This is a genomic window from Streptomyces rubradiris, from assembly GCF_016860525.1.
Lineage (GTDB): Bacteria > Actinomycetota > Actinomycetes > Streptomycetales > Streptomycetaceae > Streptomyces > Streptomyces rubradiris.
This window is the reverse complement of sequence record NZ_BNEA01000017.1, coordinates 1-14,628: the sequence shown is the minus strand read 5'-3', so window position 1 is coordinate 14,628 and position 14,628 is coordinate 1. Positions and strand designations below refer to the sequence as shown.

General features: G+C 71.1%; 14 protein-coding genes. 4 read left to right on the top strand and 10 right to left on the bottom strand.

Features of this window, described 5'->3' with window-relative positions; genetic code table 11:
- Together Srubr_RS39275 and Srubr_RS39270 are read left to right on the top strand one after the other, a co-directional pair.
- Positions 1-596, top strand: a 596-nt coding sequence (locus tag Srubr_RS39275) for a sugar phosphate nucleotidyltransferase (RefSeq protein ID WP_268987387.1), incomplete at its 5' end; no start/stop codon positions are given.
- 419 nt (positions 597-1,015) lie between these two features.
- Positions 1,016-2,392, top strand: coding sequence for an NDP-hexose 2,3-dehydratase family protein (locus tag Srubr_RS39270; protein WP_189999759.1), 1,377 nt, complete (start codon positions 1,016-1,018; stop codon positions 2,390-2,392).
- Between the two features lie 10 nt (positions 2,393-2,402).
- Here Srubr_RS39270 and Srubr_RS39265 read toward each other — a convergent pair whose 3' ends face one another.
- Genes Srubr_RS39265 through Srubr_RS39255 form a run of 3 tightly spaced genes read right to left on the bottom strand, consistent with a single transcriptional unit; the run spans position 2,403 to position 5,184 of the window.
- Positions 2,403-3,392, bottom strand: coding sequence for an NAD-dependent epimerase/dehydratase family protein (locus tag Srubr_RS39265; RefSeq protein ID WP_203855018.1), 990 nt, complete (start codon positions 3,390-3,392; stop codon positions 2,403-2,405).
- Entirely contained in the window at positions 3,389-4,315 is a 927-nt protein-coding gene (locus tag Srubr_RS39260; RefSeq protein ID WP_189999758.1) for a putative sugar O-methyltransferase, read from the bottom strand. Before Srubr_RS39260 ends, Srubr_RS39265 begins: the two co-directional genes overlap by 4 nt.
- Complete coding sequence (locus tag Srubr_RS39255) at positions 4,312-5,184, bottom strand: AfsR/SARP family transcriptional regulator (RefSeq protein ID WP_189999757.1); 873 nt, start codon at positions 5,182-5,184, stop codon at positions 4,312-4,314. The genes Srubr_RS39260 and Srubr_RS39255 overlap by 4 nt, the downstream gene beginning before the upstream one ends.
- A 164-nt stretch (positions 5,185-5,348) precedes the next feature.
- On the opposite strand from Srubr_RS39255, the gene Srubr_RS39250 reads away from it, so the two are divergent.
- Complete coding sequence (locus Srubr_RS39250; protein WP_203855097.1) at positions 5,349-6,674, top strand: glycosyltransferase; 1,326 nt, start codon at positions 5,349-5,351, stop codon at positions 6,672-6,674.
- Positions 6,675-6,807: 133 nt separating this feature from the next.
- On the top strand, positions 6,808-8,010 hold the full coding sequence (locus Srubr_RS39245) for a cytochrome P450 (RefSeq protein ID WP_189999756.1): 1,203 nt from the start codon (positions 6,808-6,810) through the stop codon (positions 8,008-8,010).
- 243 nt (positions 8,011-8,253) lie between these two features.
- Here Srubr_RS39245 and Srubr_RS39240 read toward each other — a convergent pair whose 3' ends face one another.
- The 7 genes from Srubr_RS39240 to Srubr_RS39210 form a co-directional block, all read right to left on the bottom strand.
- Positions 8,254-9,477 carry a 3-deoxy-7-phosphoheptulonate synthase gene (locus tag Srubr_RS39240; RefSeq protein WP_189999755.1) on the bottom strand — a complete coding sequence of 408 codons (1,224 nt, stop codon included), beginning with the start codon at positions 9,475-9,477 and terminating at the stop codon, positions 8,254-8,256.
- The gene (locus Srubr_RS39235) at positions 9,474-10,526 is read right to left on the bottom strand and encodes a 3-dehydroquinate synthase family protein (protein ID WP_189999754.1); all 1,053 of its coding nucleotides are present in this window, start codon (positions 10,524-10,526) and stop codon (positions 9,474-9,476) included. The genes Srubr_RS39240 and Srubr_RS39235 overlap by 4 nt, the downstream gene beginning before the upstream one ends.
- Positions 10,527-10,683: 157 nt before the next feature.
- Positions 10,684-11,496 carry an NAD(P)H-binding protein gene (locus tag Srubr_RS39230; protein WP_189999753.1) on the bottom strand — a complete coding sequence of 271 codons (813 nt, stop codon included), beginning with the start codon at positions 11,494-11,496 and terminating at the stop codon, positions 10,684-10,686.
- 223 nt (positions 11,497-11,719) lie between these two features.
- The gene (locus Srubr_RS39225; protein ID WP_189999752.1) at positions 11,720-12,502 is read right to left on the bottom strand and encodes a thioesterase II family protein; all 783 of its coding nucleotides are present in this window, start codon (positions 12,500-12,502) and stop codon (positions 11,720-11,722) included.
- 13 nt (positions 12,503-12,515) lie between these two features.
- Positions 12,516-12,971, bottom strand: coding sequence for a type II 3-dehydroquinate dehydratase (locus tag Srubr_RS39220; RefSeq protein ID WP_189999751.1), 456 nt, complete (start codon positions 12,969-12,971; stop codon positions 12,516-12,518).
- Positions 12,972-13,053: 82 nt separating this feature from the next.
- Entirely contained in the window at positions 13,054-13,803 is a 750-nt protein-coding gene (gene fabG, locus Srubr_RS39215; protein ID WP_189999750.1) for a 3-oxoacyl-ACP reductase FabG, read from the bottom strand.
- Positions 13,800-14,628, bottom strand: an 829-nt coding sequence (locus tag Srubr_RS39210; RefSeq protein ID WP_203855096.1) for a cytochrome P450, incomplete at its 5' end; no start/stop codon positions are given. The genes Srubr_RS39210 and fabG, both read right to left, overlap by 4 nt.

Below are 14,628 nucleotides of genomic sequence, written 5' to 3'. Positions count from 1 at the left end.
TGGACGGCAATGTCCGTGCGGTGGTGGAGAAGTCGCCTTGCCCGCCGAGCGATCTGGCGATCATGGGTGTCTACTTCTTCACGCCGGAGATCTGTGCCGCAGTAGACCGGATCAGTCCCAGCCCGCGCGGTGAACTGGAGATCACCGACGCGATCCAGTACCTGATCGATGCGGGGGGTACCGTCTCCGCGCAGCCTTTCACCGGCCTGTGGAAGGACACCGGCACGGTCGAGGGCCTGCTGGCCTGCAATCGGCTGCTGCTGGACGGGTTACCTCCGAACATCGCCGGTGTGGTCGACGCGGCGAGTGTCGTGCACGGCGATGTGACGGTGGAGAGCGGTGCGCGGGTGACCCGCTCCGTGCTGCGCGGGCCGCTCGTCCTCGGCGCGGGCAGCGTGGTCGAGGACAGCGTCCTGGGCCCGTATGTCGCCCTCGGGCCGCAGTGCCGGGTGCGCAAAGCCGTCGTGCGGGACTCGATTCTCCTGGGCGGCTCCGTCGTGCGGGGAGGGCCACCGGTCACCGGTGAGATATCCAACGGCCGGCTGCGGGTCACGGCACCTGCCACCTCCTCGGCCGAGGACCGCAGTGCGTCGTGATCAGCGTTCTTCCGGGTTCGTCCTGCCCGCACCGATCGCCGCCGCGGCGGCCGCGTCGGCCGCGGCGGCGGTCGGCGGCCCGCACACCGAGCCGCAGGAAGAGCACCGCGCATGCTGCCGCGCCCGCCCGTCCACCCCGCATCGCGGGCGCGGGGCGGGCGGATCACTCGCCCGCCGGGCTGTATGTGTCGGTTGCCCGGGACGGGTCGTGCCGGGGCACCGCCATGTTCCTCGCCGGCGGGGGCGTCCCGGCCGTGCGGGGAGCGGTCTACGGGCGGGCCGGCGCCGGCCCGCCCGGCCCGCCGTCACCGCGAGCGACGAGCGTACCGGCCCGGCCGTGGCCCGGCTGACCAGGTGAGGGCGGGTGTCACCGCGCTGCGCGCGGTGCGCTGGCGGACCTCGTATCGAAGGGATCGAGCATGACGACCGCGACACAGCTGGCAGCGCGGGATGACACCCGGCTGCCCGCACGGCTGGAGCGTTCCCGGCGGGCCGTCGTGGCCGGTACGGGCATGCGGACCCAGGACGTCGACGCCTGGCTCGCCGGGCGCCGCCAGGCGCACCGCTTCACCGTCGAGCGGGTGCCGCTTGAGAAGATCGACGGCTGGTCGTTCGAACCGGGAAGCGGCAATGTCGTGCACCGCAGCGGGCGGTTCTTCAGCGTGGAGGGGCTGGATGTCGCGATCGACGGCCGGGCGTGGCAGCAGCCGATCATCGTGCAGCCCGAGGTGGGGATCCTCGGCATTCTGGCCAAGGAGTTCGACGGTGTCCTGCACTTTTTGATGCAGGCCAAGATGGAGCCCGGTAATCCCGGCCTGCTGCAGCTCTCGCCGACCGTGCAGGCCACCTACAGCAATTACACCGGTGTGCACCGGGGCGCCGATGTGAAGTACCTGGAGTACTTCACGCGGCCGGGAAGGGGCCGGGTGGTCGCCGATGTGCTGCAGTCGGAGCACGGTTCCTGGTTTTTGTGCAAGTCCAACCGCAACATGATCATCGAGACGTTCGACGAGGTGCGGCCGGACGAGGACTTCTGCTGGCTCACGCTGGGACAGATCGGCAGCCTGCTGCGCCGTGACCATGTCGTGAACATGGACGCGCGCAGTGTCCTGGCCTGTGCGCCGATGGCGCCCGCGGAGGCGGGCGCGGTGCGCTCGGACACCGATGTGCTGTCGTGGTTCACCAACGAGCGGGCCCGGCACGAGGTGCGGGCCCGGCGTATCCCGCTGGCCGAGGTGAGCGACTGGGTGCGCACCGAGGACCACATCCGCCACGTCGACAACCGGTATTTCCGGGTCGGCGGGGTGTCCGTCGTCGCCGGCAACCGTGAGGTGACCTCGTGGATGCAGCCGCTGCTGGAGCCGGTCGGCGTGGGTTTGTGCGCGTTCCTGGTCCGCCGCTTCGCCGGGGTGGTGCACCTGCTGGTCCACGCCCGGGCGGAGGGGGGCCTCCTCGACACCGTCGAACTCGGGCCGACGGTGCAGTGCACCCCGCAGAACTATGCCCATCTGCCGGAGCGGGAGCAGCCGCCGTTCCTTGATCTGGTGCGCCGTGCGGGAGCGGACCGGATCCGCTACGCGGCGCTGCACTCGGACGAGGGCGGCCGTTTCCACAACGCGGTCAGCCGCTGCCTGCTGGTGGCGGCCACCGAGGCGGAGGCGGGTGCCGAGCCGCCGCCCGGGTTCGCCTGGGTCACTCCCGGCCAGCTGCATTCGCTGGCCCGGCATGGCCACTACCTGAACATGCAGGCGCGTACGCTGCTCGCGGTCGTGGGGCTGCTGGAGGGGCTGTTGTAGGCCGGCGGCGCTATCGGGCGCTGTGGGCGAACGCCTCGACGCAGCGCCGCAGCGCGAGGTGCAGCGGCACCCGGGGGCGCCAGCCGGTGGCCGCCCGGAACCTTGAGGAGTCGATCGTGACGCTGTGCATGTCGGTGGCCGTGGCGAAGTCGGGCGGCGGCAGGCACACGACGGGCACCGGCGGCCGCCCCAGGTGGGCGCCGACCAGGTCGGCGATCGTCCGCAGGACATCGCCCAGGGGCACGCCGCGGCCGGTGCCCAGCAGCCAGTGCCGGCCCGCGAGCACCTGGGCGTGGTCGATCCCGGCGAGGAAGGCGTCCGCGGCGTCGTGCACGTACAGCAGGTCGCGTTCGACGGTGCCGTCGTTCCACAGGGTGAGTTCCTCGCCGGCGAAAGCCTTGCGCACCATGGTGCAGACCACGCCGCGGCCGGTCAGCCGTCCCCGCGGGCTGTCCCCGTACACGGTGGGCAGCCGCAGGGAGACGCCGCGGACCAGCCCGGCGGCGTCGGCGGCCTTGAGTATCTGCTCGGCTGTGTGCTTGTGCCGGTCGTAGGCGGTCGTGGGCCGGTCGGGTTCGCTGCCGTCGATGGGCATCCGCTCGGGCAGGCCGGCCTGCGAGGTGGAGCCCGCGAACAGGACGGCGGGCGGCCGGCGGGTGTTGCCGAGCAGGCCGACGAGGTCGCGCATCACACCGACGTTCACTTCTTCGGCGGCCGGGTTGCCCGCGGCCTCACGCCAGTCGGCGGTGTGCATCAGCAGATGGACCACCGTGTCCGCGCCGGCCACCGCCGCTTCGAGCGCGGCGCGGCCGGTGAGGTCGGCGCACACCGTCTCGATGTCGGCCACCGCGCCGGCCGGCACCGGCTGCGGGCGGCGGCCGACGGTGCGCAGCCGGACCGGGCGCCGGGCGAGGGCTTCGACGACTGCGGCGCCGATGAAGCCCGAACCGCCCAGCACCACGATCAGCGGCCGGTGACCGCCGTCCCCCGCGGCCGTCACCGCGGCACCGCCCCGGCGCGGTACAGGGCCTGCCAGTAGTAACTCCACGACACCGCGCGTTCCCGCGCCACGCACTGCCACCGCGGGCCGGGCCGGTAGGCGGACACGAAAGCGGGCACCTTCTGCAGCACCGCCTCGCTGTCGTGGATGTCGATGACGTCGCGCAGCAGCCCGCTGTTGAGCGCCAGCTCCACCACGGCGGCGCCCTGCGAGTGGCCATCCAGCGTCTTGTCGATGTACTTGCCGACCGGGTTGTTGACGTAGAAGTGCGCGCAGGTCGCGTCGATGAGCGCGAGGTAGTCCCCTACGGTGCCGGGGTCCATCTCGGCGAACGAGTCGATGTTCAGGCACAGATCGAAGCGGGCGCCGCGCACCTGCTCCTCCACCTCGTCGACGCCCACGAAACGGATCTTCGCGAACTGCTCCGGCTCCAGCACGGTGTGCAGGTACCGGCGCGACAGGGCGAGCGTGTTCGGCAGATCGACGATCGTGTATCCGGCGACCTCGTGGTTGGACAGCAGGGTGTGACAGGTCCGGCCGTAGCCGGCGCCGATCTCCATGATGCGGGCGCCGTCGAGGGGCAGGTTCGCCGCCATGAACTCGACCTCGTGCACCGCCTGCAGATAGTCCAGGCACACCGGTTCGCCGTTGCAGCGCACCGCATAGGGGTCGCCGACCTCCCGGTTGCGTGTGCGCTGCAGCCGCTCCCTGTTGGCGGGGCTGAGCTGCATGCCCAGGGCGAAGGTGAGGGCCTTGAGGTAGCGCACGCCGTTGGGCTGCGGGTTCCACAGCGCCAGCTTGAAGTTGACCCCGTTCGACTTGAACCCGGCGAGGTCGGCCACGGCCTCCTCGGTGATGTGCGCCTCGTTGATGTGCAGCCACTGCGCGCTCGGGCCGTAACGCCGGTGCACCTGACCGGTCATGACTGGGCCTCCTTCGCCCTGGCCTGGCCTTCCGGCCCTCGCCTGCGGTGTCGCTGTCCGGCGCGGCCGTGTGCCGCCCCGTGCGCTACGGCCTCCTTGGCCCGGTCCGGGCGGCGCACGGCGCCCACGAGCACATCGTGCTGGAGCTGCTGGAGCGTGTGCGACGGTTCGATGCCCAGGTTCTGGTCCAGCGTGCGCCGCAGTTCGCGGTAGGCGTCCAGGGCTTCCGCGCGCCGGCCCGCCTCGCTCAGGGCGATCATCAGCTGTTCGTGGAACCACTCGTCGAAGGGATGCTCGGCCGCGGCCAGCCGCAGCTCGGGGATGAGTTCGTGGTGCCGGCCGAGCCGCAGGTCGGCCAGGATCCGGGTGCGGACCGTCCGGGTGCGCACCTCCTCCAGCTTCCGGATGTGCGGGGTCAGCACCGGGCCCGCGGTGATGTCGGCGAGCACCCGGCCGCGCCACAGCGCGAGCGCCTGCCGCAGACGGCGGGCCGCCCGCTCCGCGTCGCCCGCGGCGTAGGCGGCGGCACCTTCCGCACTGAGCCGCTCGAAGACGAACGCGTCGATCTCCGACTCCTCGCACCGCAGCAGGTAACCCGGCGGGCGGGTCTCGATGAACTCGCCCTCACCGGGCCGGCCGGCGCACCGCAGGTACATCTTGCGCAAGTGATAGATGTACGTCTGCGCCGCGGTGACCGCCCGGCGCGGGGGGTTCTCCCCCCACAGTTCCTGGATGATGCAGCCCCGGTCGACCACCTGGTTGGCCCGCAGCAGCAGCAGGGCAAGCGTCCAGCGCACCCGGGTCGCGCTGGGTGTGCTCGGCGTGCCGTCTATCGAACTCTCGAAGGGACCGAGTACTCGGAATTTCATGACTGTTTTCCTACACCCGCCGCGCCGGGCCCGGCAGCTGGCTGAGTGAGTAGTCGTCCGCCCTGCGCCCGGTGCTCACGCCCCGCCGGGCGGCATTCTTCACGCGGGACAGCGGCGCACGGACGCCGCTCATGCGCGGCGGCCACGCGCAGTCAATCTGAGGGATGGGCGCCGCGACACCGCTGGCTAGTCTGAACTCAGCCGCGAGCCAGCCCGGTTCAGCTGTCCAGGTACCTGTTCGGAAAAACAGATCAACGGTTGCCGAGGTCCAGAATCATGCCTTTGCGGATGCCATGAAGATCCTTTTCTCCAGCCATCCCGGTTATGGCCACACCCACCCTTTGCTGCCGCTGGCCCTAGCCGCCCGGCAGGCCGGCCATGACGTCCTGTATGCCACGGGTGAGAGATTCCACCCGCTGCTGCGAGGGCTCGGATTTTGTACCGTGCCGGCCGGGATGCCGATCCGGGATGCCTTCGCCGCCGCCTTAGCAGGGACGGACGGGACGAACGGGCAAGTGCCGCCGGAGGAATGGCTCGAGCCCGCGGTCCGGGTGTTAAACGAGATACTGCCCCGCCGGTTCGCCGCCGACCTGCTGCCCGTGCTGCGGGCACAGCGGCCCGACCTGGTGGTGTACCAGGCCGGTAACCCGGGAGCCGGGCTCGCGGCACACCGCGCGGGCATTCCCGCCGTATGCCACGCCAACGCCCGGGCGGAGGCGATCGACCCGGCAGACCGGTGGCAGCGGCGCGGCATGCAGCTGCTGCGCGCGGTCGCTGCCGAGAACGGTGTGGAACTGCCCGAGGGGCAGTACCTCCTCGGTGACCGGTACCTGGACATCTATCCGGACCCGCTGCAGGAAACGTCGTTTGTGGACCGTCCGGAACGGATGTTGCTGCGCCCGGTGCCCTTCAACGAATCCGGTGAGCTGCCGCAGATCGTCCTGGCCGGACGGAAACGGCCGCTGGTCTACCTGACGCTGGGCACCGTTCTCGGCACCGCTGCCGCCCTGCGCGCCGCCGTCGACGGGCTGTCCGCCCTGGACGCCGAGGTGGTGGTGGCGGCCGGGCCGAACATTTCGCTGGCCGATTTCCCTGCCCTGCCCGCTCATGTGCACCTCAAGCAGTGGGTGCCGCAGGCGGAACTGCTGTCACTGGCCGATCTCGCGGTGCACCACGGCGGTTCCGCAACCACCCTCGGCGCGGCCGGTTCCGGGGTACCGCAACTGTTCCTGCCCATCGGATTCGACGGGTTCCTCAACGCCGGCGCGGTCGCGGCGGCCGGTGCCGGCAGGCGGCTGCTGCCCGAGGGGGTCCAACGATGGGAGGACCGGCGCCGCTGCGATGTCGTCTCCGCCGCGGCCGTCACCGAGGCAGCCGGCGGGCTGCTGGCCGATCCCGGGGCCAGACAGGCGGCCAAGGCCATCGCCGAGGAGATCGCCACCATGCCGAGCCCCGCGGACATCGCGGCCCGGCTCCCCGAGTTCTGCTGATCACGGCCACGGAATCCGGCACGCCGCGGCCTGCCGCCCTTGCCGGAGCTGCCACCGCCCCGCCACAAGCCGTCGCCAGACTTCGACCAGTGAACACCGCGCTTCCCGGGCCGTACGACAAAGGTGACCCTTCATGAGTGTGAGCCAGTCCGAACGGACACTGTCCAACTTCCTCGCCTATCTCGACGGGCTGCGGGCGCGTGGAGGCGTGCATTTCGACGAGAAGATCAAGGCGTGGCACGTGCTCGGTTACCACGACACCCAGCAGGTGCAGACCGACCCGGTGACGTTCTCCTCCGAGGTCGCCCCGCTGGCGCCGAAACAAGAAGACTTCGAGCTGTCCAACAAGGGCAACTTCGTCCGGGCCGACGACCCTGAACACCGCCGGCTGCGCGGCCTGGTCAGCAAGGCGTTCACTCCGAAAATGATCGCCGACCTCGAGCCGCGCATCGCCGAACTGGCCACGCAGCTGCTCGATGCCGCCGACGCCCGCGGCGGCCGGTGGGACTTCATCAAAGAACTGGGCCACCCGCTGCCGTTCCTGGTCATGACCGAACTGCTCGGCATCCCCGAAGACGACCGCGCCTTCATCCGGAACCTGTCCGACCGGTTCGTCGAGGTGCAGAGCTACGACGCGGAGGAGTCGCTGGACGGCCAGAAGGAAAACGCGGCGAACAACGTCGCGCCGCTGTTGCACGAGCTGAACCAGTACCTCCTGGACATCCTCCGCGCCCGCCGTGAAAACCCCAGCGACGACCTGGCCGGAAGGCTCATGACGGTCGAGGCCGACGGGGCGCGGCTGGACGAGGAGGAGGCCCTCGGTTTCCTCAACCTGCTGGTCGCCGGCCACCACACCACCACCGCCACCCTGGGCAACACGGTTCTCGCGCTCGGCGAGAACCCCCACGGGTGGGACCAGCTGCGGGCCGACCCGGCGCTGATCCCGGCCGCGATCGAGGAGTCGGTGCGCTTCCGTCCGCCCTTCCCGCGTTCGGCCCGGCAGACGACGAAGGACACCGAACTCGGCGGCCGGCACATCCCGGCCGGCGCGGTCGTCCTGGTGTGGCTGACCGCCGCGAACCGCGACGACCGCGTCTTCGCCGACCCGAACCGGTTCGACATCCTCCGCAAGCCCAATCCGCACCTGTCGTTCGGCAAGGGCATACACCACTGCCTGGGCGCACCACTGGCACGGCTGGAGACACGGACCGTGATACGCCTCATGCTGGAGCGCTACCGTGACATCCGCGTGCGCGACGACGCCCCCGTCACCCTGCGCAACCCCTGGCAGATGATCGGCGTCAGCAAGCTGCCCATCGAGGTCCGCCCCTACTGAGCGGGCCCCGCGGGCGGGCTCGCCCCCGTCATGTCGTGCGCGCTCTTGCAACGGGGCCGCCGGCCTCTTTTCCCGGTACGCCGGCGAAATGCCGGACAGCTCACAGGCGGCAGGCCCGCATGACATGGCCCTGCCGGCGCACAGGGCCGTCCGCGCACCCGGCCGGGTGCCGAGAAGGTGTACACCCCGGCGGGCGGGACCGGCACGGCGGGGTGCGACGATCCGCAGCCCGGCACCGCTTCGCTACGTCCGGGACGCCGCGACCATCTCCGCGACCGAACAGGCGAGCCCCATCGCCTGCCGGGCATTCAGGCGGGGATCACACGCCGTCTCGTAGCGGGCCGGCAGACACTCCTCCGCGACGGCCGGGGCACCACCGAGACATTCCGTGACGTCATCGCCCGTCATCTCCACGTGGAGGCCGCCGGGGTGGGTGCCCAGCCGTCGATGCACCTCGAAGAAACCGGCGACCTCGTCGACTATCTGACGCAGATGGCGCGTCTTGTAGCCGTTCGCCGACACGTAGGTGTTGCCGTGCATGGGATCGCACTGCCAGATCACCTGAGAGCCGGAGGCAGTGACCTTCTCCACGATCGGAGGCAGAACGTCACGGACCCGGGTGTGCCCCATACGGCTGACCAGCGTGACCCGCCCAGGCTCACCGTGAGGGTCGAGCCGGCGCACATACTCGACCGCCTGCTCCGGGGTCGTCGACGGACCGATCTTGACGCCGATGGGGTTGGACAGCAGCTCCGCGAAGGCGAGATGGGCGCCGTCGAGCCGGCGGGTGCGCTCGCCGATCCACAGGAAGTGCCCCAGCCCACTGGACAGACGCGGCTCCGGCCCGCTGGTGTCGACCCGCAGCTGCGTCCTTTCGTAGTCGAGCAGCAGCGCCTCGTGGCTGACGTAGATCTCGCTGCCGGCCGCGCCGCCCGGGCAGAACGCGCGGACAAGCCCCATGGTGCGGGCGGCACAGGCGTGGGCCCGCAGCATCCGGCCGGGATCGGGTGTCCGGGCCGCGGGCGTGGATTCGGCGGAGTTGACCATATCGCCGCGGTAGACGGGCAGCCCCAGGGCATCGACGGCCTGGGAGCGCGGCTTGGCGTACTGCCCCGCCATGCGAGCGACCCTGACGACGGGCAATCCGGCACGCTGGACGAGCACCGCGGCCATACCGGTCAGCGTCCGGAGATTGCCCCGCTGGTGCGCCTCGGTGCCGCCGGCGAAGGTCTCCGCACAGTCCCCTCCCTGCAGCAAGAACGCCTCGCCCCGGGCAACTGCGGCGAGCCGGCGGGCCAGCCGCGCGGTCTCCTCCGGCGCGACGATCGGCTCGGCCCGGCTCAGCGCGGCCACCGCCTCCCGTGCCCGGTCCGGATCGGGCCACACCGGCTGCTGCGCCGCCGGCTTGCGGAACACCGCTTCCAGCCGCCCGGCGAGAAGGCCGTCCAGCGGGGGAAAATGCGTCATCGACCAGCCCCACCCGACGAAGCGACGAGGTCGGCCATGCACGTGCGCGGCATCCCCTCCAGCACCCCCGCGACCACATCCGGCGGGACGTCGCTCACCAGCTCCGCGCCCTTGGGGCCGTCCAGGACGAAGGTGAGTCCCCGGACCGCCTTCTTGTCCTGCCGCATCAACCGCATCAGGGCGGCGGTGCCGGCCTCGGCCGGCAGTGCGGCGGGAAGCCCGTAATGCCGGACGACGTCGTGATGCTCTGCCACCCGGGCCTGCCCGATACGGCCCAGAGCACCGGCGAGCCGTCCCGCGAAGACCGTTCCGATGGCCACCGCCTCGCCGTGCCGCACCGCGTAGCCCGTCGCTCTCTCCACCGCATGGCCCAGCGTGTGGCCGTAGTTGAGCAGGTGCCGCATCCCGGTGTCCCGCTCGTCCGCCTCCACGATGCGGGCCTTGAGCCGCACGCTGGCCGTGATCTGCTCGGCCAGGGGCAGCCCCCGCAGGTCCGGCGCCCCGATGAAGTGGCAGCGGGCGATTTCGCCGAGGCCACTGAGCATCTCCCGCCGCGGCAGGGTCGACAGGTAGTCAGTGTCGCAGAGCACCGCGCTGGGCTGCCAGTACGTGCCGACCAGGTTCTTGCCGGCGGGCAGGTTCACCGCCGTCTTCCCGCCGACGCCGGCATCCACCTGGGCCAGCAGGGAGGTCGGCAGATGAACCACCGGCACGCCCCGGTGGTACAGCGCGGCCGCCAGCCCGACGACATCCGTGGTGGTACCGCCGCCGCACGAGACCACCACGTCGGACCTGGTCAGCCCGAACCGTGCGAACTCACCGCACAACGACTCCACCGTACCGAGGGTCTTGCCCTGCTCGCCGTCGAGCGCGGGCAGCACCAGGCTGGGCACCCCGGTGTCGGGCACCCATGGCCGTGGGCGAGCCGACACGACGACCGCTCGCTGGGCGCCCAGCCGCCGGACGACGCCGGCGAGCGCCGTCCGCACCCCCGGACCAATGATCACCTCATACGACTGATCTCTCAGACGCAGAGAAACCGCGGTCATGCTGTCCCCTTCGGCTGCGTACGCGGGTTGCCCCCCACCCAGGCGCCCGGTCAGTTTTGCCCGCGCCGCCGCGCACAGCCATAACCAACGTGAGTAGTCCCGGCCGAAATCGCATGATGACCGCGCCGGCCGCGAAGCCGGCCGCGGCCCCGGGCGGTCAGCTGAAGTCCTTGATGTGGTCCTCGGCCCACTGCCGGAACGAGCGGGCCGGCACTCCGGTGATCTCCTCGACGGCGGGTGTCACGACGCACGGATTGTTCATGAGTTCGGTCATGATCCGGATGAAGAACTCCGGGAGCTTGGGCTCGGCGTCCTCGGGAGCCAGGTCGACCACCTCGATCGGCCGCCCGGTCACCGCTGCGATCACCTCGATGTGCTCCTGCTGCGTCAGGGCCTGCGGCCCGGTCAGCCAGTACCCCTTCCCCTCGTGCCCGGCACCGGTCAGCGCGCAGACCGCCGCGTCGGCGATGTCGCGTTCGTGGATCGACGCGGTGGGGGCTTGCAGGAAGGGAATCCGCAGTACTTCCCCGGACCGGATCGCCGGCGCCAGGTGAAGCTGTTTCGTGGCGAAGGTGGTGGGACGCAGGAACGTCCAGGCGATCCCGGATTCCCGGAGCGCTTCCTCCACCGCGGAGTGCATCACCGCGCTGCGGCTGTGCCGGGTGGCGGGATCGACCACGGCGGCCGAGGACAGCAGCACGATGTGCTCCACCCCGGCAGCCCGCGCCGCACCGGCGAAATCGGCGACACGGTCCGCATGGGCGTACAGGAAGACCTTCTTGACGCCGTCGAGCGCCGCCGGCCAGGTCTCCGGCTCGTCCAGGTCGAGGCGGACCATCTCGACGCCATCCGGCGACTCGCCGGTGCGCGGCGTCCGGCTGGTCCCGCGGACCGGGACTCCGGCAGACAACAGCCCGGCCACCACATGGCTGCCGACATCGCCGTACGCACCAGTGACAAGAACGGACAAGACTCCTCCAGAGGATCGGCGGGTCGACGTTCGAACGAACGGCCATACAGTACTGAGAACCTGACGGAGAGCCACGGTACGCGGCTTTCGCCCGGCCGCGCAGACCCTCTGGGACGTCAACGGCGCATCACCGCCGCGTAGATGACGCACGGAGGAAGGCCGCCGGGCTCGATAAGCGCGGGCCCGCGGGCGGATCCGCGGCACCGAGCGCTCCTCACCGTCCTCACCGCAGACGCGGTGTCTGCTGCGCGGTGACGGCCGCGAGCCGCCGACGAAGGAGCGCCACGACCTGCTCGTTTTGGTCGGCCAGGTAGAAATGACCGCCGGGCAGTGTCACGACGTCGGTCGGCCCGGTCGTGTGCCCGGCCCAGGCGTGCGCCTCCTCCGGGCTCACCAGTGCGTCGCGGTCGCCGGTGAGTACGGTGACCGGGCAGTCCAGGACGGCGGACGGATCATGCCGGTAGGTCTCCACCGCACGGTAGTCGTTGCGGATGAGGGGGAGGGCCATCGCCCGGATCTCCGGGTCGTCGAGTGCCGTCGAACCGGGACCGCCGAGCCGGCGCAGGTGGGCGAGGACGTCACCGTCCGAGGACAGGTGGAACCGGTCGTCCCGGTACCGGGACGGCGCCCGGCGCCCGGAGACGAACAGGCGGGACGGTGCGGGCAGCCCGTCGGCGGCCAGCCGCAGGGCGACCTCGTACGCCAGCAGCGCCCCCATGCTGTGTCCGAACAGGGCGAGGGGCCGGTCGTCCACGAGCCGCACCGCGTCGGTGATCCGGTCGGCCAGTTCCGGGAGGTTGTCGATGCTCGGCTCGTGATGGCGGTCCTGCCGGCCCGGGTACTGCACGGCCAGTACGTCGACCTCGGGGGCCAGCGCTCGCGCGAGCGGGAAGAAGAAACTGGCCGATCCGCCCGCGTGCGGCAGGCAGACCAGGAGGGACATCGCGTCCCCGGCCGGGCTGAAGCGGCGCAGCCAGGCCCTCAGGTGCGCCGATGACTCCGGCATCGCGGGTGCCTCCCTAGCTTTGGTGTGTGGGATCGGGGCCGCACAGCTCCAGCAGCGCCCGGGCGGCCAGGCGGTAGCCGAACGCGCCGAGACCCACGACGACCCCGCTGGCCAGCGGGGCCAGGACCGATTCGTGGCGGAAGCGCTCACGGGCCCAGACGTTGCTCAGGTGCACCTCGATCCACGGCGCGGGATAGGCGGCGAGCGCGTCGCGCAGGCTCCACCCGGCCATCATGAGCGCGCCGGGGTTGACGATCGCGCCGATGGTCGACCTGCGGTGCGCGTGCACCGCCTGGACCAGGCCTCCTTCGTGGTCGTCCTGGATCGCGACGACCTGCCAGCCGGCCTCGGCCACCTCGTCGGCGACGGATTTCGCGATGTCGTCGACGGTGTCGTAGCCGTAGATCTCCGGTTCGCGGTCTCCGAGTATTCCGAGGTTGGGCCCGTTGAGCAGGAGCACGGTGGTCACAGGGGGCAGTCTCCTTCGGCCTTCGGCGTATCGGCGTATCGGTGTTCGGTGTTCGGGGTGCGCGGTCGGGCGGAGGAGCCGGTCAGCAGACCGGTCCGCCGGCGACATGGATGATCTGGCCGGACACGAACGAGGCATGGTCGCTGGCCAGGAAGGCCACGACGTCGGCGATGTCCTCCGGCCGGCCGACCCGGCGCAGCGGGATCGTCGCCGCGGCCTGCGCCTGGTGTTCCTCGGCCGTCCGGCCGGCCTGCGCCGCCAGGGCCGCGGTCATCTCGGTGGCCACGTAGCCGGGCGCCACGGCGTTGACTGTGACGTTCAGCGGACCGAGTTCCAGGGCCAGCGTCTTGGTCAGGCCCTCGATTCCGGCTTTCGCCGCCGAATAGTTGGCCTGGCCGGGGTTGCCGACCGCAGCGATGCTCGACAGGTTCACCACGCGGCCCCAGCCGAGCTTGGCCATGTGCTCGGCGACCGCGTGCGTCATCAGGAATGTGCCGCGCAGGTTCACGTTGATGACCAGGTCCCAGTCGGCCGGTGAGAGGGAGAAGACCATGTTGTCCCGGGTGATGCCGGCGTTGTTGACCAGGATGCAGGGCGGCCCGAACCGGTCGACGACTTCGTCGACCGCCGTGCTGACCGCGTCGGCGTCGCTCACGTCGACCCCGATGGCCCCGGCGCGGCCGCCCGCCCGGACCAGGCCGGCGGCCGTGCTCTGCGCGGCCGTCACGTCCACGTCGAGGACGGCGACGTCGATGCCGTCCCCGACCAGCCTGCCGGCCACCGCGGCACCGATGCCCCGGGCCGATCCGGTGACGATGGCGACGCGGTTCACGCCGGCTCGGGCGTCAGCGTGACCGGCAGGGAGCTCATGCCGTGCAGGATGCTGGAGTAGATCCACCGCTCCGGCCCGGTCTGTTCCGCGCACGACACGAGCGTGCGCAACGAGTCGAGGATTTCCTCCACTTCGATGCGTGCCAGCGTGTGCCCCAGGCAGAGGTGCGAGCCGAAGGCGAAGGTCAGGTGCTTGTTCGGCCTGCGGTCGAGGAGGAAGCGGTCCGGGTCGGCGAAGACCTCGGGGTCCCGGTTGGCCGAGGAGATCCAGACGCTGACGATGTCGCCCTTCTTGACCGGCTGGCCGTTCACCGTGGTGTCCCCGGACGCCGTGCGTCCGCCGTGCAGGGACGGCACGGTCCAGCGCAGCACCTCGTTGGCGGCGGTGTCGAGGCCGACGGTGCCCTCCTTGAGCGCCCGCCACTGGTCCGGCCACTCGATCAGTGCCTGCAGACCGCCGGAGATGGCATGCCGTCCGGTCTCGTCGCCGCCGATCATCAGCCCGTAGCAGTTGGACATCAGGTCGGCGTCGCTCAACGGCCCGCCCCCGATGCGGCAGTTGGCCAGCAGGCTGACCACGTCGTCGGCGTCACTGCCGCGCCGGGTGTGCGCCAGGTCGGCGAAGTAGAGCAGGATCTCGCTCTTGGCCTGCCAGCTCTCCTGCGGCGGGGCGTCCGCGTAGTCGGAACTCCACGCGTGCGAGGTGAGCCCGAGCAGATAGCGGCGATCCGCCTCGGGCACGTCCATCAGGCCACAGATCGCACCCAGCGGGACGTTCGCGGACACGTCGTGGACGAAATCGCACTCGCCTTTGTCGATCGCCGCC